Genomic DNA, 24,176 nt, shown 5'->3' with positions numbered 1-24,176 from the left:
GGAGACTGCATGGACGATCGTCAATCCCCCCTTTCCCGCAAATACGTGCTGCCAGTGCTGGTAACCCTGACCCTGATGCTGGTTCTCGGGGGGCTGGTGCTCTGGCAATGGTTGGCCCTGGAAGCGCGCAACCGTAGCGAGTACGAGCAGCGCTTCGAGATCGAGGCGGAGGAAATTGCCCAGCGCGTCGGCATTCGGATGCGCGCTTACGAGATGGTCCTGCGCGGCATGTCTGGTCTGATGGTGGGCAGCGCTGCCGTGTCGGCCGAGGAGTGGGCGCGGGCCACTGACCAGTTGCAGTTGCAGGATCGCTATCCGGGCATCCAGGCGCTGGCGTGGGCGCGTTATCTGAAGCACCCGGAACTCAACGAGTTCGTCGGCGAGATCTGGGAGCAGGGGCGCCGTGAGTTCCGTGTGTTCCCCTCGGAGCCGCGGGACGAGTACCTGGTGGTGCAGTACAGCAGCCCCATGGACTGGCGCAACCGGCGCACCCTGGGCTTCGACATGCTCAGCGAGGCGGTGCGCCGGGAGGCAGTCGATCTCGCTCGGGAAACGGGTGAAGCCATCCTCACTGGGCCGGTGACGCTCCGGCAAGAGACCGAACAGCAAGTACAAAGCGGCCTGCTGCTCTTCATGCCGGTGTATCGCCCAGACGCGCCCAGCGTCACCGTCGAGGAGCGTCGCGCGGCACTGGTCGGCATGGTTTGCGGCGCCTTTCGCGTGAACGACCTGATGGAAGGAATCCTGGGCACCCAGAGCAGTCTCTACAGCATCGACCTCAAGGACGCCGGCAGTCCTGGCACGCCTATGCTGGAAGAGTCCGACGGAAGCCACCCGCCGCGCTTCCATCGGGTCGAGGAACTCAAGCTCTTCGGCCGCACCTGGGTGCTGGGCGTAGGCAGCACGGCCAAGTACGAGGCCATGCTGGGCAACGACCGCATCGCATTCAGCCTCTGGACGGGCCTGGCGGCTGCACTACTGCTCTCGCTGCTGGCGGGCGGCTACCTCTATCTGCGCGAGCGGCAATTGCAGCTCAGCCTGTCATCTTCCGCCGCGCTGGCCGAGCGTGAGGAACGCTTCCGCCTGCTGCTGCAGCACTTGCCCGTGGCCACGCTTATCTGTGATGCCCAAGGTCGAATCGAGATGGCCAATGCCAGTGCGGGTGATCTGTTGGCCTGCGATGCCGAATTTCTGCTGGGGCAGCGATTGCAGCGCTACCTGCCGAACATGGCTGCTCTGGAGTCGAGTGACGGCGACCAGTCCCCCACCCAGCTGACCGAGGTCGAAGCGCAGCAGGATGGGGGGGAGCGAATCCCGGTGGCGCTGACCCTGAGCAGTCTGAACCACGGCGCGAATCAGCGTTACCTGATCAACCTGGTGGACCTGCAGGCGCGCAAGAGCGCCGAAGAGCGCTTCCGCCTGGTGGTCGAGGCGTCGCCCAACGCCATCGTCCTGGTGGATACCCAGGGGCGGATCGCCATGGTCAACCGCCAGACCGAGCAACTGTTTGGCCATAGTCGCCAGGAAATGCTCGGTTCGCCGGTGGAGATGCTCCTTCCCGAGGCTCTGCGTGAGGCCCATGTCGCGCTGCGCGAAGGCTTCCAGCGCAAGCCCGAGCAGCGGCGCATGGGCAGCAACCGCGAGCTGTTCGGGCAGCATCGTGACGGTCGCCAGATTCCCCTGGAGGTGGGCCTGTCGCCCATTCGCGCTGGCCGCGAACTGCTGGTGCAGGCGGTGATCATTGACATCAGCGAACGCAGGGCGGCGGAACAGCGACTCCGTGACCAGGCCGAGCAGTTGATGCTGGCCAATCGTTACAAGTCCGAATTCCTCGCCAACATGTCCCATGAGCTGCGCACGCCGCTGAACAGCATTCTGATCCTCAGCGATCAGTTGCGTCAGAACATGGTCGGCAACCTCACCGAGAAACAGACCCGTCACGCCGACATCGTCCATCGCGCTGGCAGCGATCTGCTGCAACTGATCAACGATGTACTCGATCTGGCCAAGGTCGAAGCCGGGCGCATGCAACTCAAGCTGGAGCCGCTCAACGTCCAAGACATGCTCGCCGAGCTCGACGGTAGCCTGCGGCCCATGGCCGAGATCAAGGGATTGCGCCTCTCTACCCACGTCCAGGCCGGCGTGCCGCGGGTTATCCACAGCGACCGGGTGCGCTTGCACCAGATCCTGCGCAACCTGCTGTCCAATGCCCTCAAGTTCACCGAGCAGGGCGAAGTGGAGCTGTCGGTCGAACTCGACTCGGCCGCGGCCATCGACGAGCGCGAGGTGTTACGCTTTGTCGTCCGCGACACGGGTATTGGCGTTCCTGAGGACCAGCACGAGCGTATTTTTCAGGCCTTCCAGCAGATCGATGGCTCGACCAGCCGGCGCTTCGGGGGCACCGGCCTGGGCCTGGCCATTACCCGTCAGCTGGTGCTTGCCCTGGATGGCGAAATCTCGCTGGAAAGCGCACCGGGGCGGGGGTCGCGCTTCACCGTTCGGTTACCGGTGGCAGTGGCCGCCAGCCAGCCGAAGGACGATGAAGGGCCCATGCAGCCAGTGCGCGGCGGCCAGGGCCCGTCGGTACTGATTATCGAGGATGACGTCAATTTCGCCTCGGTGATGGCTGAGGAAGCCCAGGTCCACGGGTTCTCCAGTGTCCATTGCCGCAACGGCAAGCAGGCCATCACGCTCTTGCAGAACGAGCGCTTCGCCGCGGTCATCCTCGACATCCTGCTGCCGGATATCAGCGGCTGGCAGATCTACCGACGCCTGCGCAGTCATGCGAACCACCGTACTACCCCGGTGAACATCATTTCCTGCGTCCCCCAGCCCCAGGACTGGAACGAGGACGCCACCCGCTACCTGGTCAAGCCCATTGCCCGAGAGGACCTGGAGCAGGTGTTCCAAGACCTGGAGGGCGGCCGTCCGCCGGAGGAGCGCAAGTTGCTGCTGGTGGAGGATGTCGAGGTGGAACGCGAGCACTATCGCGAGCACCTGGAGCAACTGGGTTTCGATGTGGTGACCAGCGCCAACGGTGAGGGTGCCCGCAAAGCCTATGCGCAGAGCGATTTCTCCGCCCTGGTGATCGATCTCGACCTGCCGGACCAGGATGGCTTCGAGCTGCTCGACAGTCTCGACCGTGAACGCCCCCTGGAGGGCTCCCGGGTCGTCATCAATACCGGAGTCGACGTCAACCAGCAGAACCTGCAGCGCCTGCGACGCTATTCCGCGGTGGTCGTGCGCAAGGCGGGCGAGGACCTCGACAACCTGAGCTCGGCGGTCCAGGGCTTCCTGGCTGGCCTGCGCCAACCCCAGGCCAGCTCGGTGGTGGACCCGCTGGAAGGCAGCCGTGTGCTGCTGGTGGACGACGACGTGCGGAATGTCTACGCCCTCAGTGCCCTGCTCGACGAAACGGGCATGAAGGTCACCGCCGCCCGCGACGGACTGGAAGCCATTGCCTGCTTCCAGCGCGAACCCTTCGACCTCATCCTGATGGACATGGCCATGCCCAATATGGACGGCTACACCGCCACCCGCGTGCTGAAGCAGGAGCACGGCTGTGGCATCCCGATCATCGCCCTGACCGCCCACGCGATGAAGGGCGACCGGGAGAAATGCATCACCGCCGGCGCCGATGACTACCTGGCCAAGCCGATCAGTCGCCAGGAACTGCTGGATATGCTCTACCGCTGGCTGGAACAACCGGGAGGTCGCCATGGCGCACCTGCAGCTTAAGGAGGCCTCTGCGGCCAACATCCTGCTGGTGGTGGACGACCGCCAGGAGAACCTTGCCGCCATGGAAGCGCTGTTGGACGACGGCGAATGGCAAGTGCGTACGGTGGATTCCGGCGAGGCCGCGTTGAAATGCCTGCTGGAGGAAGAGGTCGGCCTGGTGCTGCTGGATGTCCAGATGCCGCGCATGGATGGATTCGAGGTTGCCCGGCTGATGCGCAGCAGCCCGCTGACCCGCTATACGCCGATCATCTTCATCTCCGCCATCGCCCACACCCAGGACGCCGTGCTGCGCGGTTATTCGTCCGGTGCCGTGGACTTCATCCTCAAACCCTTCGACCCCCAGGTGCTGCGCCACAAGATCCAGTCCCTGCTGGCCCACGAGCGCAACCGGCGCGACCTGTTGCAACTCAGCCAGCAACTGGACAGTGCCAGAGCCTTCAATGCCTCGGTGCTGGAAAACGCCGCGGAAGGCATCCTGGTGGTGGGCGAGGACGGCATCATCAGCTTCGCCAACCCGGCCATGGCGCATATGCTCCAGGGCACGGTGGACGATCTGGAGGGCCAGCCGCTGTTGAGCCTGATCGGGCATCCTGTGATGGCCGCCGAATGGAAGCTGTCGGATTTCTATCGCCACTGGAAGCGCAACGAGACCTACCGCCTGCACGATGCCAGCCTCAAAACCATGGGGGGCGAGCGCCTGCCGGTGGCATTGTCGTCATCGCCCCTGCCACGTCTGCAGCGCTCCATGGTGGTCATCGCCCTGGATATGTCGGTGGTGCGCCAGCTGCATGCGCAACTGGAGTCCCAGGCCATCACCGATGCCTTGACCGGGCTGCTCAACCGGCGTGGCTTCCACCAGGCGCTCGAGGCATCCCTGGCGCGTATCGAGCGCAATGGCAAGCGCATGGCGGTGCTCTACCTGGACCTGGACGGCTTCAAGCTGATCAACGACTCCCTCGGCCATGAGGCGGGCGATCGCGTGCTGCGGCGAGTGGCCGAACAGCTGAAGAATTGCCTGCGCCCCTACGACATCCTGGCGCGCATGGGTGGGGATGAGTTCACGGCGCTGCTGGATACCCTCGATCATCCCGAAGACGCGGCGCGGGTGGCGGAGAAACTGATCGAGCTGGTATCCGTGCGCCACCGTATCGAGGGCATCGACATCACCCTTGGCGCCAGCGTTGGCATCGCCTGCTTCCCCGAGTGCGGGCAGAGCGTGGATGGCCTTCTGCGCGCGGCCGACATCGCCATGTACGAGGCCAAGCGCGCCGGTCGCCAGCAATACCGCTTCTACTCGCCGGAGATGAACGGCCGCGCCCGTTCCCGGCTGATGCTGGAGGAAAGCCTGCGCAATGCCATCGAGCAGAACGATTTCCACCTGGTCTATCAGCCGCAGGTCCACCTGGAGACTGGCCGCCTGCGCGGCTTCGAAGCCTTGCTGCGCTGGGAACACCGGGTCGCAGGCACTGTGGCGCCCAATGTATTCATCCCATTGCTGGAAGAGACCCGCCTGATCAACCGCCTGGGTGACTGGGTACTGAGGGAGGGGGCCAGTCAGTGCAGCGCCTGGCGCTCGAGTTTCGGCGAGGACCTGGTGATCAGCCTCAACGTCAGCCCAGTGCAGTTCGGCATGCCGCAGTTGGTGGACGACCTGCGGCGAGTGCTGGGCGAATTCGGCCTGCGGCCTGAGCAGCTGGAAGTCGAGGTGACCGAAAGCGCACTGATGCAGGACCTGGAGCTGACCCGCGAGCAGCTCCGGCAACTGCGCGCCCTGGGCGTGCGCATTGCCATCGACGACTTCGGTACCGGCTATTCGTCCCTGGCCTACCTGCGCCATTTCGAACTGGACACTTTGAAGATCGACCGCCTGTTCATCTCCAACATGCTGGAATCGCGGCGTGATGCCGCTGTGGTCAGCACCATCATCGATCTCAGCCGCCACCTGGGCCTGGAGGTGATCGCCGAGGGGGTGGAAACCCTGGCCCAGCGTGATTGGTTGCTGGAGCACGGCTGCACCTTCATGCAGGGTTTCCTGGTGGCGCCGGGGCTTCCCGTCGCCAAGGCCGAGGCCTTTCCGCGGGTAGTGGACTGGAGCGCGCTGCGCAAGGCCTCCGAAAGCCTCACTCCCTCTCCATGAAGGGGGGGCGGAGAGAGTGGCATCACGCACACCCGAACGCGCGGGCCTACACTTGAGTTGTCGGGGCATCCGGGATCACGCCGCCGGCTTATTGCAATAAGGAGGCTCCATGTACTGCTTTGTTGTGGCGTACCCCAACGCACCGGGCGCCAAGTTCGATTTCACCTACTACTGCGAGGAACACATCCCGCTCCTGACCCGCCTGATCGGCGAAAACCTGGTGAAGGTCGAGGTGCGCAAGGGCCTGGCCGCAGCGGATGGCGCCGTGGCGCCGTTCATCTGCATGGCCAACCTATGGGTACTGTCGGTGGAGGAATTGCGTAGCACGCTGGAACTGAACGGCGACGAGATCAGCGCCGATATCCCCAACTACACCAACCTGGCGCCCTTGCTCCAGGTCGATGAGGTGTTACAGACGCCATGAAGAACAAGAGCCCGCCAATTGGCGGGCTCTTCGTATCCGGGCGGGAGGACCGACGAACCGTGGTCCACCCGGTTGAGGCTCAGGCCGGCGGGAACTGCTGGTGCAGTCGTGCCAGCTGGGCGTCCTTGGCTTCCCACAGGCGGTTCACCCATTGCTGGAAGGCTAGGCGGTACTGCTCGTCCTGATCGTAGTTCTTACCAATGAATTCGCCGGGAATTTCCATTTTTTCGATGCGCACCACCACCTGGCGCAGACGGCCGGCGAGTAGGGTCCAGAAGTTCGGGTTGCCATCCGGGTAGTGGATGGTGACGTTGACCAGCGAATGCAGTTGCTCGCCCATGGCATCCAGCACGAAGGCGATGCCACCGGCCTTGGGTTTGAGCAGGTACTGGAAGGGCGAGTCCTGCTCGTCGTGTTTGGCGCGAGTGAAGCGGGTGCCCTCGAGAAAGTTGAAGATCCCCACCGGATTGTCGCGGAACTTGTCGCAGGTGCGGCGGGTGGTTTCGAGATCCTTGCCCTTCTTCTCCGGGTGCTTGGCCAGGTAGGCCTTGGAGTAGCGCTTCATAAAGGGAAAATCCAGAGCCCACCAGCACAGACCGATTACCGGTACCCAGATCAGCTCCTGTTTGAGGAAGAAGCGCAGCAGGCGGATACGGCGGTTGAACAGGTGCTGCAGGACTAGGATGTCCACCCAGCTCTGGTGATTGCTGGTGACCAGGTAGCTGTGCTGGTAGTCCAGCCCGGCCAGGCCGTCCACGTCCCAGCGGGTGTCGCGCACCAGGCGCATCCACAGTTTGTTGCAACTGATCCATCCCTCGGCGACGAAGCTGGCAGCCCAGTTCAGCACGCGCTTGGCCGCGCGGAAGGGCAGAAGCAGCTTGAGCAAGGTGACGGCGAACAGCGGAATGCACCAGAACAAGGTGTTGAGGGTCAGCATCAACGCCGCCAGGGCACCGAGCAGCGGGGAAGGGATAAAACTCAGCATGGACGGGTTGGAGCCTCACCGGGGGTGGTCATGGCCACCTCGTTATGGGTCGGACCCGCGGCATTCCCTGACGGCGGGCAGAATGGTGGCCAAGGTTAACGGTTGTTCACTCAACTGCAAGCGCGAAGGGTGACCGGGCGGTCGCGGCGGACGCTGATTCCAGGGTAGTTGGCGGTAGGGGAAATTCATTCGCCAAGGGCTGCGCTGCAGCCCCTTCCTCGTTCGCAAGGGCAGACCTTCGGTCTGCTTGGCGAATGAATTCGGCCCTTCTAGATTTGCGCTGCGGTCGTCGTGCTTAAGCTTCGTTGCCGCACGCCGCCTGGATCGCCGTCAGGGCGATGGTGTGGATGATGTCGTCCACCAGGACGTTGCGGGGCAGGTCGTTCACCGGCTTGCGCAACCCTTGCAGCATCAGGCCGCCGCTGACCACAGGGTGACCCTGCTGTGCGTCCTTGTAGGCGGCATCGCCAGTGGCCAGGTCTGGAAAGACGAACACGGTGGTACGGCCATCGCGCGTGGCGGCGGAGTAGGGCAGGGGGCCCTCGATGGGCAGCTCGGGACGCGCGGCACGGGCCAGGCGGGTGGCTTCGCGGACTTTCGCCAGTTCCGCTTCATCGGCCGAGTCGCAGACCATCGCCACCCGCGGGACTATGCCCAGGGCCTCAGCCGAGTCCGCACTTTGAAGGGCGATTTCCGCCAGATCGCTGGCATCAGGATCGGGATTCACCGCGCAGTCGCCGTACACCACCACCTGCTCCGGTAGCAGCATCAGGTAGACGGACGAGGCGACGCGGTAGCCGGGTGCCGACTTGATCAGCTGCAGGGCCGGGCGAATGGTGTTGGCGGCGGGGTGGATGGCGCCGGAGACCAGTCCGTCCACTTCGTCCAGGGCCAGCATCATGGTGCCGAGTACGACGTTGTCTTCCAGTTGGGCGGTGGCCATGGGCGCGTTCAGGCTCTTGCTCTGGCGCAGCTCCACCATGGGCTGGACGTAGCGCTCGCGGACCCGATCCGGATCGAGGATCTCCAGTCCCTCGGGCAATTCGATGCCTTGGGCGCGGGCCACGGCGTGCACATCCTCCGGCTTGGCCAGCAGCACGCAGTGGGCGATTCCTCGGGCCTGGCACGCGGCGGCTGCCTGTACAGTGCGCGGCTCGCTGCCTTCGGGCAGGACGATACGTTTGCCGGCGAGCTGGGCCTGCTGGATCAGCCGGTGGCGGAAGGCCGGCGGCGACAGGCGCTGGGTCGCGCTTGGCGCACCGCAGCGGCTGCGCAGCCAGTCGAGGTCGAGGTTGCGGGCGACGAACTCGGTGACCTTTTCCGCGCGCTCGCGGTCGTCCACCGGGATTTCCTTGTTCATCCGGTTCAGGTTGGTGGCGGTGTCGTAGGTGCCGGTGGCCACGCCCAGCACCGGCAGGCCGCCCTGCAGCGCGCCACGGCAGAGCTCCAGGGTGCGGGGGTCGGGCTGGATGTCGCTGGAGAGCAGCAGGCCGGCCAGCGGCACGCCGTTCATGGAGGCCAGGCTGGCGGCGAGGATGATGTCGTCGCGGTCGCCCGGAGTCACTACCAGTACGCCTGGCTTGAGCTGCTGCACGGTATTGGGCACGGTGCGTGCGCAGACCACGATCTTTTGCACCCGGCGCTGGTCGTAGTCCCCGGCGTTGATGACCTGGGCTTGCAGCAGGTCGGCGACGTCACGCGTACGCGGCGCGTTCAGTTCTTCCAGCCAGGGCACGCTGCCGAGCAGGCGGAAATCGTCGCCGCGAAGTAGCGGTGATTGCTCCTTGAGGCGGCGAGAGAAGTCGTCGTCGCGCACTTTGTTGAGGATCACCCCGAGGACCTTCGGGTCGCGTGGGCCGCCGAACTGTTGGGCCTGGATTTCCAGGCGGTCGGACAGCTCGGAGAGGCTCTCGTCTTCCGGCGCAGACACCAGGATGACGTCGGCATCCAGGCTCTTGGCCAGATGGAAGTTGATGCGCGCGGCATAGCTGGCGTGGCGGGTCGGCACCATGCCTTCGACAATCACCACGTCCTTGCCTTGCGCCGCCTGGTGGAACAGGCCGGTAATCTCTTCCAGCAGCTCGTCCAACTGGCCGTCGGCGAGCATGCGCTCCACCTGGGATTGCGCCAGCGGCGTGGGCGGATTCAGGCCGTGTGTGCGAGCCACCAGCGCGGTGGAGCGTTCCGGGCCAAGGTCGCCGGGGTGGGGCTGGGCCACAGGCTTGAGGAAACCGACCTGCAGGCCGGCCAGTTCCAGGGCGCGCACCAGGCCCAGGCTGGTGGAGGTGAGACCGACACCGAAACCGGTCGGGGCGATGAAGAAACAGTGCATGGGACTCCTTGGCAAAGGCGATTCAGGCGAGCAGGGCCAGGGTATCGAGGGCGATCTGGCGCTCTTCGTTGGTAGGCACTACCAGCACGCGCGGATGGCCACGCTTGTGGATGGGGCCGGCGACGCCGCGCACGCAGCGGGCGTTGGCTTCGCTGTCGATGGCCAGGTTGAGCAGCTTCAGGTGATCCACCGTACGGCTGCGCACAAGGGGTGAATTCTCGCCGATCTCACCGGTGAAGATCAGCCCGTCCAGCTGCGCCAGTGCACAACCAACGGCGGCCAGGGTCCGGGCCAGTCGGTAGCAGAACACTTCGATGGCGAGGGTGGCGCCGGCGTGACCCTGATCGCGGGCTTGCTCCAGGCTGCGCATGTCGCTGGCCAGTTCCGAGAGGCCGAGCAAGCCGCTTTCCTGGCGAAGTACCTGGTCGATCTTCTCCAGGCTCCAGCCGAGGCTGCGGTGCAGTTGGGTGTAGAGATGCGGGTCGATGTCGCCGCTACGGGTGGCCATCACCAGGTTCATGCTGGCGTCGCGGCTCTGGCCGTTGACGATGGCGCAGGCGGAACTGTGCGCGCCCAGATGGGCGGAGAGCCAGCAGCTGTCACCAAGGGAAAGCCCGGCCAATTCGGCGGCTCGGCGGCTGACGTAGCGGTGACTGTTGCCGTGGAAGGCAAAACGGCGCAGGCCGTGGTCGCGGTAGACAGCGTCCGGCAGGGCAAGGCGGTAGACGTGCTCGGGCATGCTTTGGTGGAAGGCCGTGTCGAACACCGCCACGTGGGGCAGGCTCGGTAACAGATGCATGGCGGCGTCGATGCCTACCAGACTGGCCGGCATCTGCTGCGGCGCCAGCGGGACCAGGGCTTGCAGGCGGCGGATTACCTGGGCGTCCACGCGGCAGGCGGAGCTGAACAGTTCGCCGCCATGCAGGACGTGGTGGCCGACGCCGTGCAGCTTGCTGCCAGCGGCGCCCAGCACGATGGGCATCAGTTGGGACAGTGCCGAGCGGTGGTCGGCGTTGGGGATCATCAGGCTGTCCTTGTCGCCACCACGTTGCCAGCGCAGTTCGGCGTTGCGGCTGCCGAGTCCGTCGGCCATGCCGTGGAGAATGAACTGGCTGTGGGCTTCGTTGACCAGGGCGAAGCGCAGGGAAGTCTTGCGAGCGTGGATCACCAGGATGTTGCGTGCGGGCATCAGGTTTCCTCGGAGGATTCGGCGGCCAATCCCTGGGCACACCAGCCGCAGGGGAAGAGGCGGCCCAACTGGGCCGCGCGCTGCTCGGGATCGAGTACCCACGCGCGGGACTGCCAGGGCGGCTGGTGCCTCAGGTGTTGAGTATGGCCGCAGGAAAGCACGGCGACCCAGTGACCGTCTTCGTCTTGCCTGTAGCCGACCAGCCGGGGCCGCCCGTCAGCGTTCGGGTCGCAATCGACAGGCCGCGCGGTTAAACTTGCGCTTTCATCATTCATTTGCAGAAGGTCTCGCACCATGCTGATCGCCGCCAACAAGGCTGTGTCCATCGACTATACCCTGACCAACGACGCCGGTGAGGTGATCGACAGCTCCGCCGGCGGCGCTCCGCTGGTATACCTGCACGGCGCCGGCAATATCATCATTGGCCTGGAGCGTGCTCTGGAAGGCAAACAGGCTGGCGACGAACTGAACGTTGCCATCGAGCCTGAAGATGCGTACGGCGAGTACAGCGCAGAGCTGGTCGCCACCCTGGATCGCGCGATGTTCGAAGGCGTTGACCAGCTGGAAGTCGGCATGCAGTTCCACGCCTCCGGCCCGGACGGCAGCATGCAGATCGTCACCATCCGCGACATCGACGGCGACGATGTCACCGTCGACGGTAACCACCCGCTGGCCGGCCAGCGCCTGAACTTCAAGGTCAAGGTCATCACCGTGCGTGAAGCCAGCGACGAAGAAGTCGCTCACGGCCACATTCACGGCGAAGGCGGTCACCACCACTGACCGGTCGTCCGCGACTGCCGAACCGGCAAATCGCGAATCGGCTGCTAAGCTGAGAAAACCGAAAAGGCGCCCCGGGGCGCCTTTTTTGTCCGCTGTGGAATCCCTGAGATTTTCGAGGAGTCAGTCATGAGTGCCTTCCACGACCTCAATCTGCGTGCGCTCGACGGCCAGGATCTGCCGTTGGCGCCCTACAAGGGCCAGGTGGTGCTGGTGGTGAATGTCGCCTCCAAGTGCGGCCTGACCCCGCAATACGCCGGGCTGGAAAAGCTCTACCAGCAATACCGCGACAAGGGCTTCACCGTGCTGGGCCTGCCGTGTAACCAGTTCGCCGGGCAGGAGCCGGGCAGCGAGGAAGAGATCCGCGAGTTCTGCAGCCTGAACTACGGCGTGACCTTCCCCCTGGGCAGCAAGATCGAGGTCAACGGTTCGGCTCGCCATCCCCTGTACCGCCTGTTGGCGGGCGAGGGCGCCGAGTTCCCCGGCGAGATCACCTGGAACTTTGAGAAATTCCTCGTCGGCAAAGACGGTCGCGTACTGGCGCGATTCTCGCCGCGCACCGCACCGGATGACCCCGCGTTGATCCAGTCAGTCGAAAAGGCCTTGGCCTGATACACCTCCTTCACTCATGACGACAGGGGCGGAAGGAACCGCCCCTTGCTCGCTCCCTCTGAACGTTCGCGGCTTGTGACCGCCAATCACGCAAATCAATAGTGCTGGGCGGGGCGAGACGACCGGTCATATGCTCGCCGCCATGACCAGTATCCGACTCGACAAACGCGACCTCATCCTCGCCAAGGGCTCCCAGGTGATGACCCGCCGTGGCTACCACGGCACCGGCGTGCAGGAAATCGTCCAGGCCGCGGGCATCCCCAAGGGCTCCTTCTATCACTACTTCGCCAGCAAGGAAGATTTCGCCGTGCAGGCCCTGGAGTACCTCTACCTGCCGCGCCTGGAGCGCTATGCGCATGTCCTGGGCAATCCGGCCCTGAGCCCGTGCCAGCGCATCCTCGGCTACTACCGCGAACTGCTGGCGCATTTCTCCAGCCGCGAGAAGCCGGAGTACCACTGCTTCATCGGCAGCCTCGGCTTCGAAATGGCCGAGCTGTCGCCCGCCATCGGCGAGCAGGTGGAAAGCATTCTGCAGGGCTCGGTGGACATCCTCCAGGCGTGCCTGGAAGAAGCCGTGTCCGCCGGAGAGCTGCGCGCCGATGAAGACTGCGCCAACCTCGCGGCCTTCATCGCCAACGCCTGGCAGGGCGTGCTGACACGCTTGAAAGTGGGGGGTGGCACCGCACCCATGACCGCATTCGTCGACCGCCTGGAGCTTCTGCTCCAGGCCTGATTTTCCAAAGCCTTGAAACCGAGACGACCGGTCATATGGCCGGCCACAGGAGAACCCCATGACCGCTCCCGTAAAAGCCCTGTTCGAACCCTTCCGCCTTGGCGGCCTGGAACTGCCCACCCGCGTGGTGATGGCGCCCATGACCCGCTCTTTCTCCCCGGGCGGCGTGCCCAACGCCAAGGTGGTGGAGTACTACCGCCGCCGTGCAGCCGCCGGTGTCGGTCTCATCATCACCGAGGGCACCACCATCGGTCACAAGGCCTCCAACGGCTATCCTCATGTGCCGCGCTTCTTCGGTGAAGACGCCTTGGCCGGCTGGAAGGAGGTGGTCGACGCGGTACACGCCGAAGGCGGCCGCATCGTTCCGCAGCTCTGGCACGTGGGTAACGTGCGTCGCCTGGGCACCGAGCCGGACGCCAGCGTTCCCGGCTACGGCCCGACCGAGAAGGTGAAGGACGGCCAGGTGGTGATCCATGGCATGACCAAGGACGACATCCAGGAAGTGGTTGCCGCCTATGCCCAGGCCGCGCGTGATGCCCAGTCCATTGGCATGGACGGCGTGGAAATCCACGGCGCCCACGGCTACCTGATCGACCAGTTTTTCTGGGAAGGTAGCAACCAGCGCACTGACGAATACGGCGGCAGCCTGGCCAACCGCTCGCGCTTCGCCATCGAAGTGATCCAGGCCATCCGGAGCGCCGTTGGCCCGGACTTCCCAATCATCTTCCGCTTCTCCCAGTGGAAGCAGCAGGACTACACCGCGCGTCTGGTGCAGACCTCCGAAGCTCTGGGTGAATTCCTCAAGCCACTGGCCGATGCCGGTGTGGACATCTTCCACTGCTCTACCCGCCGCTTCTGGGAGCCGGAGTTCGAAGGTTCCGAGCTCAACCTCGCCGGCTGGACCCGCCAGCTCACCGGCAAGCCCACCATCACCGTCGGCAGCGTCGGCCTGGATGGCGAGTTCCTGCAGTTCATGGTCAAGACCGACAAGGTCGCCCAACCGGCCAATATCGAAGGCCTGCTGGAACGGCTGAACAAGGAAGAGTTCGACCTGGTCGCTGTGGGCCGCGCCCTGCTGGTGGACCCGGACTGGGCCGTAAAGGTGCGTGAAGGGCGGATGCAGGACATCCTGCCGTTCAGCCGTGATGCGCTGGGTAGCCTGGTGTAAGGCACTCGAGTGAAGAAGCCCCGCTTAGGCGGGGCTTCTTATTTGTGGGCTTGACTCGAGTCCCTGTAGAACTCGGCTTCCCTCACGCCCGACCCCTCTCCCTCTGGGAGAGGGTTGGAGCGAGGGAGGCATCCGCCGCGCCGAGTCCCCTCAAACCCTCATTCAGTTGGGCTGACACCATGTCCTCCTGCGGTCACTGTGCGCGCATCACAACAAGCGCCGGCACACCGGCCGAAGGAGCAACCCATGCGCATTGGCCTGGTAGTGGACGCCACCTGTGACCTGCCCCAGGACTTTCTCCTCAAGCACCGCATCCCGGTGCTGCCCATCCGTATCCGGATGGGTGAACACTCACTGGTCGATCGCCGCGTTCCCCTGGCCACCCAGGCGTTCTACAGCGAACTGCTGCCGAGGGTTGGCCCGGCTGATCGCAGCGAGCCGCTGCAGGTGACGGAAATGCAGGAGTGGTTCCTGGAGGAATTGGTCACCCGCTTCGACCATGTGCTCTGTCTGACCATCTCCGCGCAGCGCAGTCCGATTTTCGAACACGCCACTCAGGCCTCCTTCGGCTTGCTCCAGCGCTACCGGGACCGCCGCGCGGCGGCCGGGGTGAGTGGGCACTTCGCGATGCGGGTGGTGGATGGCGGCAACATCTTCGCCGGTACCGCGGTGCTGGCCGCCGAGGCGATGCGGCTGATCGGCGACGGTGCCCACCCCAATGCCGTGCGTACGAGGCTGGAGCAGTTGTCCGGTCGGATCTGCACCTTCCTCCTGCCAGATGACCTCGGTCATCTGCGCCAGCGCGGTTTCCAGAAGGGCGAGCGCAGCGGCCTGCTCGATCGCCTGCGGGGGGTGGCACTGGGGGTGGGTTCATTGCTGGACGTAAAGCCGGTGATCAGCGTGCAGCAAGGTGAGGACAAGCCCGTGTCGCTGGCACCGAACTTCGACAAGGCGGCGGAAAAGCTGCTGGCCCATGCTCGAAGTCGGGTGTTGGCGGTTGAGCTGCTGGCGCCGCACGTGTGCATCAGTTATGCCGGGGAACTGTCGCTGGTACGTGACCTGCCGGGCTTCGCTGAGCTGGAAGCGGCCTGTGCGGAAAGTGGCGTGACCCTGCATCTGGCGATGCTCAGCCCCACCGGGGCGATCAACCTGGGGCGTGGTGCCCTGAGCCTGGCGTTTGCGGCTCCCGCCGTAGCGTTCTCTTAGGCGTGTGGTGGCAGGCTACCGCCGACCGGGGCCTGCACTTCGGGGCGGCGGGCATGTAGCAGGTACTGCTCGAACTGCTGGACGATGGCTTCCCAGCCCTGGCGGCCGGCGTGCATGCGTGCGTTGAGGCGCACCCGGCGCAGGCATTCCGGGTCTTCCAGCAGCCAGGTGGCGGCCTCGATGAAGCTGCTCGGCTCATCGGGCAGGGCCAGGGCGCCATTGTGGCCGTGGCGAATATGCTGGGCTGCGGCGGCCTGGTCGAAGGCCACCACCGCCAGACCAGAGGCCAGGGCTTCGAGCACCACGTTGCCAAAGGTTTCCGACAGGCTGGGGAACAGGAACAGATCCCCCGAGGCGTAGTGCCGGGCCAATTCCTCGCCTCGCTGCACACCACAGAACAGGGCGTCCGGCAGGGCGCGCTGTAGCGGCAGCCGCTGCGGCCCGTCACCGACTACCACCAGCTTCAGTCGCAGCTGTGGATAACGTTGCTGCAGGCGCTGAAAGGTCTCGCCGAGCAGACCCAGGTTTTTCTCGGCGGCGAGTCGGCCGACGTGGATCACTGCAATGTCCTGCTCGCCCAAGCCCCACTGCGCACGCAATTCAGCGCAGCGGCGAGCGGGATTGAATAACTGGCCATCGACCCCGCGGGAGAGCAGTTGCAGGCGTTCGAAGCCGCGCCGGGTCAGGTCCTGCAACTGGCTCACGCTGGGCACCAGGGTCAGCCGCGTGGCGTTGTGGAACCAGCGCAGGTAATTGGTCAGCAACCGGGTCAGCAGGCCCGCGCCATAGTGGCCGGTGTACTGCTGGAAGTTGGTGTGGAATCCGCTCACCACGGGGATGCCCAAGCGCCGAGCAGCGCGCAGGGCGGAGAATCCCAGCGGGCCTTCTGTGGCGATGTACAGCACATCCGGCTTGCGCTGGCGCCAGCGGCGCAACAGCTTGTGCAGGCAGGACTGGCCCCATTGCAGGCCGGGGTAGCCCGGCAGCGGCCAGCCACGGATCAGCATCAGGTCGTCGTCACTCCTGCGGCCGTTGTCGCAGGACTGGCGCGGGCGCACCAGTTGCAGTCGGTGGCCGGCCGCGCGCAAGCCGTCGCAGAGTCGGCCAAGGGTATTGGCCACGCCGTTGACTTCGGGCAGGAAGGTTTCGCTGATCAGCGAGATGTACAGGGGCGCTATGGTCATGGAACCAGTGTCGGCGAGGGCCATGTAGCCCGTGTGACAGCTGCGTGACGCCTATATGAAAGGGGCGGCGGTGGCCAGTCGCGGCAAGGCCTGGGCAGCGGCGTTCGTGCGGCAGGCTCCAGATTGGCCGGGGCCTGCCGCAGGTGCCGTTCAGCGAATCAGCGCACCACCTGACCGGTCTGTTTCTGCAGCGCCAGGTCACCTTGCTCGCGCACCCAGAACAGCGTCGCGCCTGCCACGGCGGCGGGCATCATCAGGATGTTGACGAAGGGAATCATCAGCGCCAGGTAGGTGCTGCCGCCAAAGCCCAGGCTCTGCCAGCGTTTCTCGCGCAGCCAGGCGAGCATCTCGTTCCAGCCCAGCTTGTGGTTATCCGCCGGGTAGTCGATGTACTGCACCGCCATCATCCAGATACCGAAGACGATCCACAGCGGCGCGGCCAGCAGGTTGACGCCGGGGACGAAGGAAAGGATCAGCAGCACGCCGGCGCGTGGCAAGAAATAGGCGAGCTTGCGCAGCTCGCGGCCCAGGGTACGCGGGATCATAGCCATCAGTTCGGCCCAGCTGAAGGCCGGGAAATCGTCCTGGCCGCGCACCACGACTTCCACTTTCTCTGCGAGGAAACCGTTGAACGGCGCGGCAATGATGTTGGCCAGCATGGTGAAGGAGAAGAACACCAGCACCAGCACCAGCACCACGAAGAGCGGCCAGATCAGGTACTCAAGGAAACTCAGCCAGTCGGGAAGGCTGGGCATGAAAGCATCGACCCAGCCGCTGAATTCCCCTATCGCGAAGCCGATCAGGGCGGCGAACAGCAGCAGGTTGACGGTCAGAGGCAGCAGGACGAACAGGCGCAGTCCGGGGCTGAGAACCAGTTTCAGTCCTTCGCCGAGGTATTGCGGCCCGGATAGAGCGGGTGCAGGCATGATGGTCCCCCAAGGTTGCAAACGCGCCGACCTTAGCGGCTTTGCCGGCGACGTGGAAAGCCTGGAAAAGGCTCGGAACAATTTTGATGATCGTTTTGCCAATAGGTGCCGCCTATTGCCAGGATTGAGAGCGGGTATTTCCTCTATCCGGAGGGGGTCAGTAACCTTGCGCCCATTCCTGGCCAGTCGCCAATGGTCAGACCCGGTTCAACGGGGCCACTGCATCCAAAGCCTTCCCCAAGTGCAGCAGTGGCCCCTTTTTATGCCCAGAAGGGCGGGAGTCAGCCATGTCCGAAGCACGTCATTCGCGGGTCATCATCCTTGGTTCCGGCCCTGCCGGTTACTCCGCGGCTGTCTACGCCGCCCGTGCCAATCTCAAGCCGCTGCTGATCACCGGCATGCAGGCGGGCGGCCAACTGACCACCACCACCGAAGTCGACAACTGGCCGGGCGATCCCCACGGCCTGACCGGCCCGGCACTGATGCAGCGGATGCAGGAGCACGCCGAGCGTTTCGAGACCGAGATCGTTTTCGATCACATCAATGCCGTGGACCTGGCCGGCAAGCCCTTCACCTTGGTGGGGGACGGCGGCACCTACACCTGCGATGCGCTGATCATCGCCACCGGTGCCAGCGCCCGTTACCTGGGCCTGCCTTCGGAGCAAGCGTTCATGGGCAAGGGCGTGTCCGCCTGCGCCACCTGCGATGGATTCTTCTACCGCAACCGTGAAGTGGCGGTGGTCGGTGGCGGCAACACGGCTGTGGAAGAGGCGCTGTACCTGGCCAACATCGCCAGCAAGGTGACTCTGGTGCATCGCCGCGAGACCTTCCGCGCCGAGAAGATTCTTCAGGACAAGCTGAAAGCGCGCGTCGCCGAAGGCAAGATCGTGCTGAAGCTGAATGCCGAGGTGGACGAAGTGCTGGGCGATAACATGGGCGTCACCGGCGTGCGCCTGAAGCGCAATGATGGCGGCACAGACGAGCTGACAGTGGACGGTCTGTTCGTCGCCATCGGCCACACGCCGAACACTTCGCTGTTCGAAGGCCAACTGGCGCTCAAGGACGGCTACCTGGTGGTCAATGGCGGCCGTGAGGGCAACGCCACCGCCACCAACATCCCCGGCGTGTTCGCCGCCGGCGACGTGGCCGACCATGTGTACCGCCAGGCTATTACTTCCGCCGGCGCCGGTTGCATGGCCGCCCTGGATGTCGAGCGTTACCTCGACGCGCAATAAGACGCTGCCTGATGAAGAGAAGCCCCGAATGCGGGGCTTTTCTTTTGCGTCAGGCTGCAGACGAGTTCCAGGATGGATTGGGCCGGGGGAGAGTAAGGCGTCAGGTCTTTTGGGGGCCCGGCGTGGCAGCCCTTTGGCCTGCTTGGCGAATGAATTGGCTAAGTCTGCATTTCATGTTGTAGGCACCTGCATCGCCTACAAGTCTCTTGGCCCGATGGTAGATCTCTCGCAACAGCTAACGCAGACATAGCGAATGAATTCGACCCTACAGAGGAGCGCGTAGCCCTAACCCGGGTCAGCCTTGCAGGGGCGCTACGAATCAAATCCAGGTATTCAGCTCCAGTGTCCGCGCGCTCATCCGCTGGTACAGCCCCTGGGCTTCCAGCAGCAGGGATTGGCGGTCCACGGTCAGTTCGATCGCCTTGCGGCCTTCCGCCTCGCAGCGGTAAAGGCTCTGCTGGGCGTGCTGGCGCAGGCAGTGGTAGCGCAATCGACGGGCGTCTACCCGTAGGCTCGACAGGTCGATATAGGCGACCTGCAATTGTTCGCTCTGGCCGGTTTCCAGGCCGCAGCGTTGCAGCGCCGGGGTGTGGGTGAAGGGCGTGCCGGCGAGCATCACCAGTTGGCACGGGTCGAGGTCGCGACGGCGCTGGCCATTGAGCAGCCAGCGGCCGCGGAAATCGCGGTCCAGGCGCAGGCTGCGTGGTCCGTGATAGTCCACTTTCAGCCAGAGATGGCGGAAGCGCCAGCGCGGGTCGCTGTCCAGCACGTAAGTGGCGGCGATGCTCTGGCCATTGCGGTTCTGGATCAGGTGGCTGCTGGCATGTATGCCCTGCTCATCCATGGACAGGCGCAGGCTTTCCACGCCGGGCGTCGTCAGCGGTTTCCAGACAAGGGTTTGCTGCATCCATGCGCTCCGGGATGAGGAGAGGGTGGTTGGGTTCGCTCCTACGGGACAGCGTGCGATCCTTCGGACCGATAACAAATGAGAAAAATACGCGTTTGGTTGGGAAAAATCTGTCAGTAATTACCGACAGAAAACGGAAGCCAAAGCGTAAGAAACCGCCCCGGACGGGGCGGTCGGTTGGGATCAGGCCTTGCGTTGCAGCGGTTGGCGCTCGAAGCGCACACCCGCCAGACCAGTGTTCATCAGGGCGCGGATATTGCCGTGGTCGCTGCCGTCCGGGGTGGCCAGCACGGAGCGGTAGTGCTCGCCAAAGGCCAGCAACGTCTCTTCCAGGCTGAAGCCTTCCAGCAGGGCCAGGCCGAGGGTCTTGCAGGAGCCTTCGTTCTGGCCAGCGGCGTTCTCCACCGGGCCGTTGGCAAAGGCGCTCTGCTGGTAGTCGTAGCCGGCGGCGATGAACGCCAGGGTGTCGGCGAAGACATGCTGGTCGCTGTGCAGGCGGGCGCGGAAGTCGTTCAGATTGCTCATTCTTTGTTCGCTTTGTTGAAGGCCGTTTGCTGCTCGGCACTGGCTTCTTTCTGGTACTTGGCTTTCCAGTCGGCGTAGGGCATGCCGTAGATCTCTTCGCGCGCCTGGTCCGGGGTGACGTCCATGCCGAGATCGTCGGCGGCGGCCTTGTACCACTTGGACAGGCAGTTGCGGCAGAAACCGGCGAGGTTCATCAGGTCGATGTTCTGTACGTCGGGGCGGCTACGCAGGTGTTGCACCAGACGGCGGAAGGCGGCGGCTTCGAGTTCGAGGCGTTCTTGCTCGGTCATGGCAGGATTCTCCTGGGGCTTTCGGGAGGAATGGGCGGGGATGATAAGAGCCCTCCTTGGCCTCGGTAAACAGCGCTGCTCACCGGTCTATCTGTGGCCGGCAAGGGTAATCGAAACCGATTCTGCAAAGCGCAGCGCGTGGGGTTTGTCCACTTCCACTTCGGCGTAGCGCACGCTGGGGTTGGCCATCACCAGGTCGAGGATTTCCTGGGTCAGGCGCTCCAGCAAGGCGAAGCGATTTTCCTCGACGTGGCGGATGATCGCCTTGGTGATGGTGCGGTAGTTCAGCGCGTGGTCGATGTCGTTGTCGCGCACCGCCTCGGCAGCTGGGTAGAGGATGGTGAGATTGATCAGCACATCCTGCTTGTTGAGGATTTCCTCCTCCTTGATTCCGATGAAGGTGCGCAGGCGCAGGTCCTTGACGCGAATTCGCGCCATTCCGGGCTCCAGTCTCGGCATTCTCTAGTTGCTCCGTCCGATCAGTTTCAGGAATTCGTGGCGGGTATTCTGGGACTCCCTGAAAGCCCCGAGCATCACCGAGGTGCTCATCACCGAGTTCTGCTTTTCCACGCCGCGCATCATCATGCACATGTGCTGGGCTTCGATCACCACCGCCACCCCGGCGGCGCCGGTCACCCGCTGCACCGCTTCGGCGATCTGGCGGGTGAGGTTCTCCTGGATCTGCAGCCGCCGCGCGAACATATCGACGATTCGCGCGATCTTCGACAGCCCCAGCACCTTGCCGGTGGGAATGTACGCCACATGGGCCTTGCCGATGAAGGGCAGCAGGTGGTGTTCGCAGAGGGAATAGAGCTCGATGTCCTTGACCGTCACCATCTCGTCGTTGTTCGAGGCGAAGAGGGCACCGTTGACGATTTCGTCCAGGCTCTGTTCATAGCCATGACACAGGTAGCGCATGGCCTTGGCCGCCCGCTTGGGCGTATCGCGCAGGCCTTCACGGTCCGGGTCTTCACCCAGGCCAAGCAGGATTTCCCGGTAGTGCCGGTTCAGATCATCGCTCATGGTGGCAGTCCTTGTGGCGCCTACTTGAGGTGGCGGCCGCCGTTCAGGGTCAGGGTCGTTCCAGTGACGTAGGAGTTGTCCAGGAGGTAACGCAGGCCCTGGTAGACGACCTGCGGGCCGGGCTCGATGCCCAGCGCCGACTTGGCCAGGGTCTTCTTGCGGTAAACGTCATCGTCATCGGCATTGAACATCACCAGCGCTGGCGCAATGCCGTTGACCTTGATGTGCGGGGCGAAGCGCGCGGCGAAAGACAGTGTCAGGTTGTCCAGCCCGGCCTTGCTGGCGCAGTAGGCGATACGTTTTTCGCTGCCCTTGCGCGCCACGTCGTCACTGAGGTGGATGATGTCGGCCGGACTGCTGCGGCGCAGCAGTTCCTCGCACTGCAGGTTGATCAGGTAGGGCGCCAGCATGTGCACGCTGAACATCCGCTGGAAGGCCTCGGCTTCCTGGCCGGGCGCTTCTGTGAGCCAGTCCGAGGCGTTGTGGATGATGGCGCGCAGGCTGTCGGTGCAGCCTTTGAGCGAGTCGATGAAGGCAAGGATGCCGGCTTCGCTGGAGAAGTCCGCCTGCAGCGTCACGGCACCGCGTTGGCGCAGGTCCCGGACACCGTCACGTTCGGTTCGGTAGCTGATGATCACCGGCTGGCCGTCGTCCAGCAGGCGCTCGGCGCAGTAGAGACCAACGCGCTGGCTGGCGCCGGTGATCAGGATGGGGGCGGTGGGGCGGCTCATTGACGCCTCGAAATCGGAGGACTATGGCCGGCCACGTTATACCAGGGGTGGGGCTTGTACAAATCTCCGGAAGAGCCGGCTCAGCGTGGTTGCACCGTCGCCGCACTGCGTGCCAGGGATGAGCGGCCGCCTTGCAGCCAGGGGGCCAGCAGGCGGGTGGAGAGCGGGATGAACCAATAGGTCATGAGCGGCGTCAGCGCCAGGGTGCTGATCAGGATCCGCACGGCCAGCGGCAAGTCCCCCAGCGCACCTTCGAACAGCAGGTTGAAGGCCAGGGATACCGGGAAGAAGGCCAGCCAGATGGCCACGCTCTGCTTCCAGCGGGGCGGGCGCTGTTCGGCCTTGCCGAACCAGGCATCCAGGCCCAGGGCGCGATGTTCGTGGGGTTGCTCGAACAGGCCGGTGCCGCGTTCCAGCCAGGCGCGACGCGAAGCGGAGTGTTCCCAGGCGGCCATGGTCGGCTCGTCGGTGAAGCGGAAGATCATCTGGAATTCGTCGTCATCCGGCGGTGGCGCCAGTACGCCCGAACCGAGATAACCGGGGAAGTCGGCGGCCAGTTGCTCGCCTTCGCGCAGCCAGGCCACAAAGTCGTGGTAGCGCTCGCGGGCAACGCGGCGGGCCACCATCAGGGTGACGGGATCGGCAGACATCGTGTATCTCCTTGCAACCGGGTGCCCGCCCGGGTAGGGCTGTGGCACATCACGCAGCGCCGGGGTGGTGGGCTGCGCAAAAAAAGAGGCAAGGATTATTCCGTTTTTTCAACAAAGCGCCAGCGTGAAGGATGACCGGCGGGTCGTGGCGCGCTTTCGGTGGCCTGCGGCTAATTGGAATCCCCGCCGCAAGGTTTAAACTGCATGAATCTTTCCCCTGACGATTGCCCGCCATGACCGAATCCGGTGCATCCCTCGCATCCCGCGCCCCGAAACAGGAAGAACTCTTCCCGATTCGGGAAGTTTCGCGCCTGACGGGCGTCAACCCGGTCACCCTGCGGGCCTGGGAACGGCGCTACGGGCTGATCCAGCCTACGCGCACCGACAGCGGTCACCGCCTCTATTCAATGGCGGATGTCGAAGCGGTGCGCAGCATCCTCGCCTGGATCGAGCGCGGCGTCTCGGTGAGCAAGGTGGGCAAGCTGCTGGCGCGCAGCCACGCGGCGAAGGTGCCGGTGGCGTCGATCCACCACGAAGCGGCCGCAGGGGAGTGGAGCGAGCGGCGCGCCCAGGTGCACAAGGCCCTGTCCACCCTGGACGAGGCGGAGCTGGAGCGGGTCTACGGCCAGGTGTTCTCCACCTATCCCTTGCACGTGGCCTTCGCCGATGTGCTGATGCCAGTCTGGCAGGCGCTGTTGCTGCGCCAGGATGAGTTCGGCCGTGGCAGCGAGTGGGTCTTTTTCGACAGCTTCCTCCGCGCCCGCGTCCTGCAGCGCCTGCAACTGGCCCGCAGCGGCCAGCAGCAACGCGTGCTGCTGGCGCCGTTGCCAGGGCAGGGGCGTGAACTGGAGCTGTTGGTGGCCGGCCTGCTGCTTGGCAGCAGCGAGGTGGCCATCAGCGTACTTGGCCTGGGCCAGCCGCTGGCCGAGCTGGAGATGGTTTGCGGCAAGCTGCAGCCGCAGGCCATGGTGCTGTTCTCCAACCAGCCGCCGGACGATGACCTTGGCCCGCAACTCAACCGGCTGGCCCGGGGCCTGGACTGCCCCCTGGCCCTGGCCGGCGATACCGCCGACCTGATGAGCGAGGAGCTCGACGGCACGCCCGTCGCCTGCCTCGGCAGCGAGGGACGACTGATGCAGCGGCGTCTGCAGCAGTTCCTTTCCGGTCACCTGGATACCTGAAGCTGCTTTCGCCCGTTTTTCGCCGACTTCATCGAGGCCAAGGCTGCGGGCCGGCTAGCGGCCCGACACGCTGCGCTTCAAGCGACCGTTCGGCAGGAAGAGTCCAGCAACCCCTTGCTGGCGTGCTGATCAAATTCTATACAAATACTTGTACATAAATTTGTTTTGTACAGTTTTGTCTGCGCTACCGGTGGCCGATTTGTTCACCCTTCCTGGGCTACCG

The 24,176-nt window shown here is 64.5% G+C and carries 23 protein-coding genes; 10 read left to right on the top strand and 13 right to left on the bottom strand.

Going from position 1 to position 24,176, the window contains the following annotated elements; all coding sequences use genetic code 11:
- The first annotated feature begins 9 nt into the window (after positions 1 to 9).
- From E8F20_RS15565 to E8F20_RS15555, 3 genes are all read left to right on the top strand, one after another.
- Complete coding sequence (locus E8F20_RS15565) at positions 10 to 3,738, top strand: response regulator (RefSeq protein ID WP_280284511.1); 3,729 nt, start codon at positions 10 to 12, stop codon at positions 3,736 to 3,738.
- On the top strand, positions 3,719 to 5,875 hold the full coding sequence (locus E8F20_RS15560) for an EAL domain-containing protein (RefSeq protein ID WP_280284510.1): 2,157 nt from the start codon (positions 3,719 to 3,721) through the stop codon (positions 5,873 to 5,875). The genes E8F20_RS15565 and E8F20_RS15560 overlap by 20 nt, the downstream gene beginning before the upstream one ends.
- Positions 5,876 to 5,984: 109 nt before the next feature.
- Positions 5,985 to 6,299 (top strand): EthD family reductase, encoded by a 315-nt coding sequence (locus tag E8F20_RS15555; protein WP_280284509.1) that lies wholly within the window; start codon positions 5,985 to 5,987, stop codon positions 6,297 to 6,299.
- Between the two features lie 79 nt (positions 6,300 to 6,378).
- Here the strand turns inward: E8F20_RS15555 and E8F20_RS15550 are convergent, their stop codons facing one another.
- The 4 genes from E8F20_RS15550 to E8F20_RS15535 form a co-directional block, all read right to left on the bottom strand.
- Positions 6,379 to 7,284 carry an acyltransferase gene (locus tag E8F20_RS15550; protein ID WP_280284508.1) on the bottom strand — a complete coding sequence of 302 codons (906 nt, stop codon included), beginning with the start codon at positions 7,282 to 7,284 and terminating at the stop codon, positions 6,379 to 6,381.
- Between the two features lie 295 nt (positions 7,285 to 7,579).
- Positions 7,580 to 9,616, bottom strand: a complete 2,037-nt coding sequence (pta, locus tag E8F20_RS15545; RefSeq protein WP_280284507.1) for a phosphate acetyltransferase — start codon at positions 9,614 to 9,616, stop codon at positions 7,580 to 7,582.
- A gap of 22 nt (positions 9,617 to 9,638) precedes the next feature.
- On the bottom strand, positions 9,639 to 10,805 hold the full coding sequence (locus E8F20_RS15540) for an acetate/propionate family kinase (RefSeq protein ID WP_280284506.1): 1,167 nt from the start codon (positions 10,803 to 10,805) through the stop codon (positions 9,639 to 9,641).
- Positions 10,805 to 11,131 carry a DUF3565 domain-containing protein gene (locus tag E8F20_RS15535; RefSeq protein ID WP_280284505.1) on the bottom strand — a complete coding sequence of 109 codons (327 nt, stop codon included), beginning with the start codon at positions 11,129 to 11,131 and terminating at the stop codon, positions 10,805 to 10,807. The genes E8F20_RS15540 and E8F20_RS15535 overlap by 1 nt, the downstream gene beginning before the upstream one ends.
- Between E8F20_RS15535 and E8F20_RS15530 the strand changes: the two genes are divergently transcribed.
- From E8F20_RS15530 to E8F20_RS15510, 5 genes are all read left to right on the top strand, one after another.
- Positions 11,100 to 11,585, top strand: a complete 486-nt coding sequence (locus E8F20_RS15530; protein WP_280284504.1) for a peptidylprolyl isomerase — start codon at positions 11,100 to 11,102, stop codon at positions 11,583 to 11,585. The two genes, E8F20_RS15535 and E8F20_RS15530, sit on opposite strands and share 32 nt — an antisense overlap.
- A gap of 126 nt (positions 11,586 to 11,711) precedes the next feature.
- Positions 11,712 to 12,194: a glutathione peroxidase gene (locus E8F20_RS15525; protein WP_028630433.1), complete on the top strand. Its 483-nt coding sequence runs from the start codon at positions 11,712 to 11,714 to the stop codon at positions 12,192 to 12,194.
- A 142-nt stretch (positions 12,195 to 12,336) separates the two neighbouring features.
- Positions 12,337 to 12,927: a TetR/AcrR family transcriptional regulator gene (locus E8F20_RS15520; RefSeq protein WP_280284503.1), complete on the top strand. Its 591-nt coding sequence runs from the start codon at positions 12,337 to 12,339 to the stop codon at positions 12,925 to 12,927.
- A gap of 58 nt (positions 12,928 to 12,985) precedes the next feature.
- On the top strand, positions 12,986 to 14,095 hold the full coding sequence (locus tag E8F20_RS15515) for an NADH:flavin oxidoreductase (RefSeq protein ID WP_280284502.1): 1,110 nt from the start codon (positions 12,986 to 12,988) through the stop codon (positions 14,093 to 14,095).
- 246 nt (positions 14,096 to 14,341) lie between these two features.
- Entirely contained in the window at positions 14,342 to 15,301 is a 960-nt protein-coding gene (locus tag E8F20_RS15510; RefSeq protein ID WP_280284501.1) for a DegV family protein, read from the top strand.
- On the opposite strand, the gene E8F20_RS15505 is transcribed toward E8F20_RS15510, so the two are convergent.
- Both E8F20_RS15505 and cysZ read right to left on the bottom strand, forming a co-directional pair.
- Positions 15,298 to 16,485 (bottom strand): glycosyltransferase family 1 protein, encoded by a 1,188-nt coding sequence (locus E8F20_RS15505; RefSeq protein ID WP_280284500.1) that lies wholly within the window; start codon positions 16,483 to 16,485, stop codon positions 15,298 to 15,300. The genes E8F20_RS15510 and E8F20_RS15505 overlap by 4 nt on opposite strands.
- 158 nt (positions 16,486 to 16,643) lie before the next feature.
- Positions 16,644 to 17,411 carry a sulfate transporter CysZ gene (gene cysZ / locus E8F20_RS15500; RefSeq protein WP_280284499.1) on the bottom strand — a complete coding sequence of 256 codons (768 nt, stop codon included), beginning with the start codon at positions 17,409 to 17,411 and terminating at the stop codon, positions 16,644 to 16,646.
- Between the two features lie 287 nt (positions 17,412 to 17,698).
- Here cysZ and trxB point away from each other — a divergent pair, with 287 nt between their 5' ends.
- Positions 17,699 to 18,646: a thioredoxin-disulfide reductase gene (gene trxB, locus E8F20_RS15495; RefSeq protein ID WP_280284498.1), complete on the top strand. Its 948-nt coding sequence runs from the start codon at positions 17,699 to 17,701 to the stop codon at positions 18,644 to 18,646.
- A gap of 319 nt (positions 18,647 to 18,965) precedes the next feature.
- Here trxB and E8F20_RS15490 read toward each other — a convergent pair whose 3' ends face one another.
- From E8F20_RS15490 to E8F20_RS15460, 7 genes are all read right to left on the bottom strand, one after another.
- Entirely contained in the window at positions 18,966 to 19,553 is a 588-nt protein-coding gene (locus E8F20_RS15490) for a putative glycolipid-binding domain-containing protein (protein WP_280284497.1), read from the bottom strand.
- A gap of 183 nt (positions 19,554 to 19,736) precedes the next feature.
- Positions 19,737 to 20,078, bottom strand: a complete 342-nt coding sequence (locus E8F20_RS15485; protein ID WP_028630441.1) for a HopJ type III effector protein — start codon at positions 20,076 to 20,078, stop codon at positions 19,737 to 19,739.
- Positions 20,075 to 20,368, bottom strand: coding sequence for a DUF1244 domain-containing protein (locus E8F20_RS15480; protein ID WP_280284496.1), 294 nt, complete (start codon positions 20,366 to 20,368; stop codon positions 20,075 to 20,077). Before E8F20_RS15480 ends, E8F20_RS15485 begins: the two co-directional genes overlap by 4 nt.
- Before the next feature lie 87 nt (positions 20,369 to 20,455).
- Complete coding sequence (folX, locus tag E8F20_RS15475) at positions 20,456 to 20,827, bottom strand: dihydroneopterin triphosphate 2'-epimerase (RefSeq protein ID WP_028630443.1); 372 nt, start codon at positions 20,825 to 20,827, stop codon at positions 20,456 to 20,458.
- Positions 20,828 to 20,830: 3 nt separating this feature from the next.
- Positions 20,831 to 21,391 (bottom strand): GTP cyclohydrolase I FolE, encoded by a 561-nt coding sequence (folE, locus tag E8F20_RS15470; RefSeq protein WP_028630444.1) that lies wholly within the window; start codon positions 21,389 to 21,391, stop codon positions 20,831 to 20,833.
- A 20-nt stretch (positions 21,392 to 21,411) separates the two neighbouring features.
- Complete coding sequence (gene folM / locus E8F20_RS15465) at positions 21,412 to 22,122, bottom strand: dihydromonapterin reductase (protein ID WP_280284495.1); 711 nt, start codon at positions 22,120 to 22,122, stop codon at positions 21,412 to 21,414.
- Between the two features lie 80 nt (positions 22,123 to 22,202).
- Complete coding sequence (locus E8F20_RS15460) at positions 22,203 to 22,772, bottom strand: antibiotic biosynthesis monooxygenase (RefSeq protein WP_280284494.1); 570 nt, start codon at positions 22,770 to 22,772, stop codon at positions 22,203 to 22,205.
- Between the two features lie 233 nt (positions 22,773 to 23,005).
- Here E8F20_RS15460 and E8F20_RS15455 point away from each other — a divergent pair, with 233 nt between their 5' ends.
- Positions 23,006 to 23,953, top strand: a complete 948-nt coding sequence (locus E8F20_RS15455) for a MerR family transcriptional regulator (RefSeq protein ID WP_280284493.1) — start codon at positions 23,006 to 23,008, stop codon at positions 23,951 to 23,953.
- Positions 23,954 to 24,176 lie beyond the last annotated feature (223 nt).

Origin of the sequence: Pseudomonas sp. BN415 (assembly GCF_029871195.1) — a bacterium.
In the GTDB taxonomy this organism is placed as follows: domain Bacteria; phylum Pseudomonadota; class Gammaproteobacteria; order Pseudomonadales; family Pseudomonadaceae; genus Metapseudomonas; species Metapseudomonas resinovorans.
Note: the sequence above shows the minus strand (reverse complement) of the source record. Positions and strands in the feature narration are given on the sequence as shown.

Coding starts and splice junctions, on each gene's coding strand:
- folM (WP_280284495.1), bottom strand. CDS start 22,122: ATGAGCCGCCCCACCGCCCCCATCCTGATCACCGGCGCCAGCCAGCGC.
- E8F20_RS15455 (WP_280284493.1), top strand. CDS start 23,006: ATGACCGAATCCGGTGCATCCCTCGCATCCCGCGCCCCGAAACAGGAA.
- E8F20_RS15460 (WP_280284494.1), bottom strand. CDS start 22,772: ATGTCTGCCGATCCCGTCACCCTGATGGTGGCCCGCCGCGTTGCCCGC.
- E8F20_RS15520 (WP_280284503.1), top strand. CDS start 12,337: ATGACCAGTATCCGACTCGACAAACGCGACCTCATCCTCGCCAAGGGC.
- E8F20_RS15525 (WP_028630433.1), top strand. CDS start 11,712: ATGAGTGCCTTCCACGACCTCAATCTGCGTGCGCTCGACGGCCAGGAT.
- E8F20_RS15480 (WP_280284496.1), bottom strand. CDS start 20,368: ATGACCGAGCAAGAACGCCTCGAACTCGAAGCCGCCGCCTTCCGCCGT.
- folE (WP_028630444.1), bottom strand. CDS start 21,391: ATGAGCGATGATCTGAACCGGCACTACCGGGAAATCCTGCTTGGCCTG.
- cysZ (WP_280284499.1), bottom strand. CDS start 17,411: ATGCCTGCACCCGCTCTATCCGGGCCGCAATACCTCGGCGAAGGACTG.
- pta (WP_280284507.1), bottom strand. CDS start 9,616: ATGCACTGTTTCTTCATCGCCCCGACCGGTTTCGGTGTCGGTCTCACC.
- trxB (WP_280284498.1), top strand. CDS start 17,699: ATGTCCGAAGCACGTCATTCGCGGGTCATCATCCTTGGTTCCGGCCCT.
- E8F20_RS15560 (WP_280284510.1), top strand. CDS start 3,719: ATGGCGCACCTGCAGCTTAAGGAGGCCTCTGCGGCCAACATCCTGCTG.
- E8F20_RS15490 (WP_280284497.1), bottom strand. CDS start 19,553: ATGCAGCAAACCCTTGTCTGGAAACCGCTGACGACGCCCGGCGTGGAA.
- folX (WP_028630443.1), bottom strand. CDS start 20,827: ATGCCGAGACTGGAGCCCGGAATGGCGCGAATTCGCGTCAAGGACCTG.
- E8F20_RS15510 (WP_280284501.1), top strand. CDS start 14,342: ATGCGCATTGGCCTGGTAGTGGACGCCACCTGTGACCTGCCCCAGGAC.
- E8F20_RS15565 (WP_280284511.1), top strand. CDS start 10: ATGGACGATCGTCAATCCCCCCTTTCCCGCAAATACGTGCTGCCAGTG.
- E8F20_RS15550 (WP_280284508.1), bottom strand. CDS start 7,284: ATGCTGAGTTTTATCCCTTCCCCGCTGCTCGGTGCCCTGGCGGCGTTG.
- E8F20_RS15515 (WP_280284502.1), top strand. CDS start 12,986: ATGACCGCTCCCGTAAAAGCCCTGTTCGAACCCTTCCGCCTTGGCGGC.
- E8F20_RS15485 (WP_028630441.1), bottom strand. CDS start 20,078: ATGAGCAATCTGAACGACTTCCGCGCCCGCCTGCACAGCGACCAGCAT.
- E8F20_RS15530 (WP_280284504.1), top strand. CDS start 11,100: ATGCTGATCGCCGCCAACAAGGCTGTGTCCATCGACTATACCCTGACC.
- E8F20_RS15535 (WP_280284505.1), bottom strand. CDS start 11,131: ATGGACACAGCCTTGTTGGCGGCGATCAGCATGGTGCGAGACCTTCTG.
- E8F20_RS15555 (WP_280284509.1), top strand. CDS start 5,985: ATGTACTGCTTTGTTGTGGCGTACCCCAACGCACCGGGCGCCAAGTTC.
- E8F20_RS15505 (WP_280284500.1), bottom strand. CDS start 16,485: ATGACCATAGCGCCCCTGTACATCTCGCTGATCAGCGAAACCTTCCTG.
- E8F20_RS15540 (WP_280284506.1), bottom strand. CDS start 10,805: ATGCCCGCACGCAACATCCTGGTGATCCACGCTCGCAAGACTTCCCTG.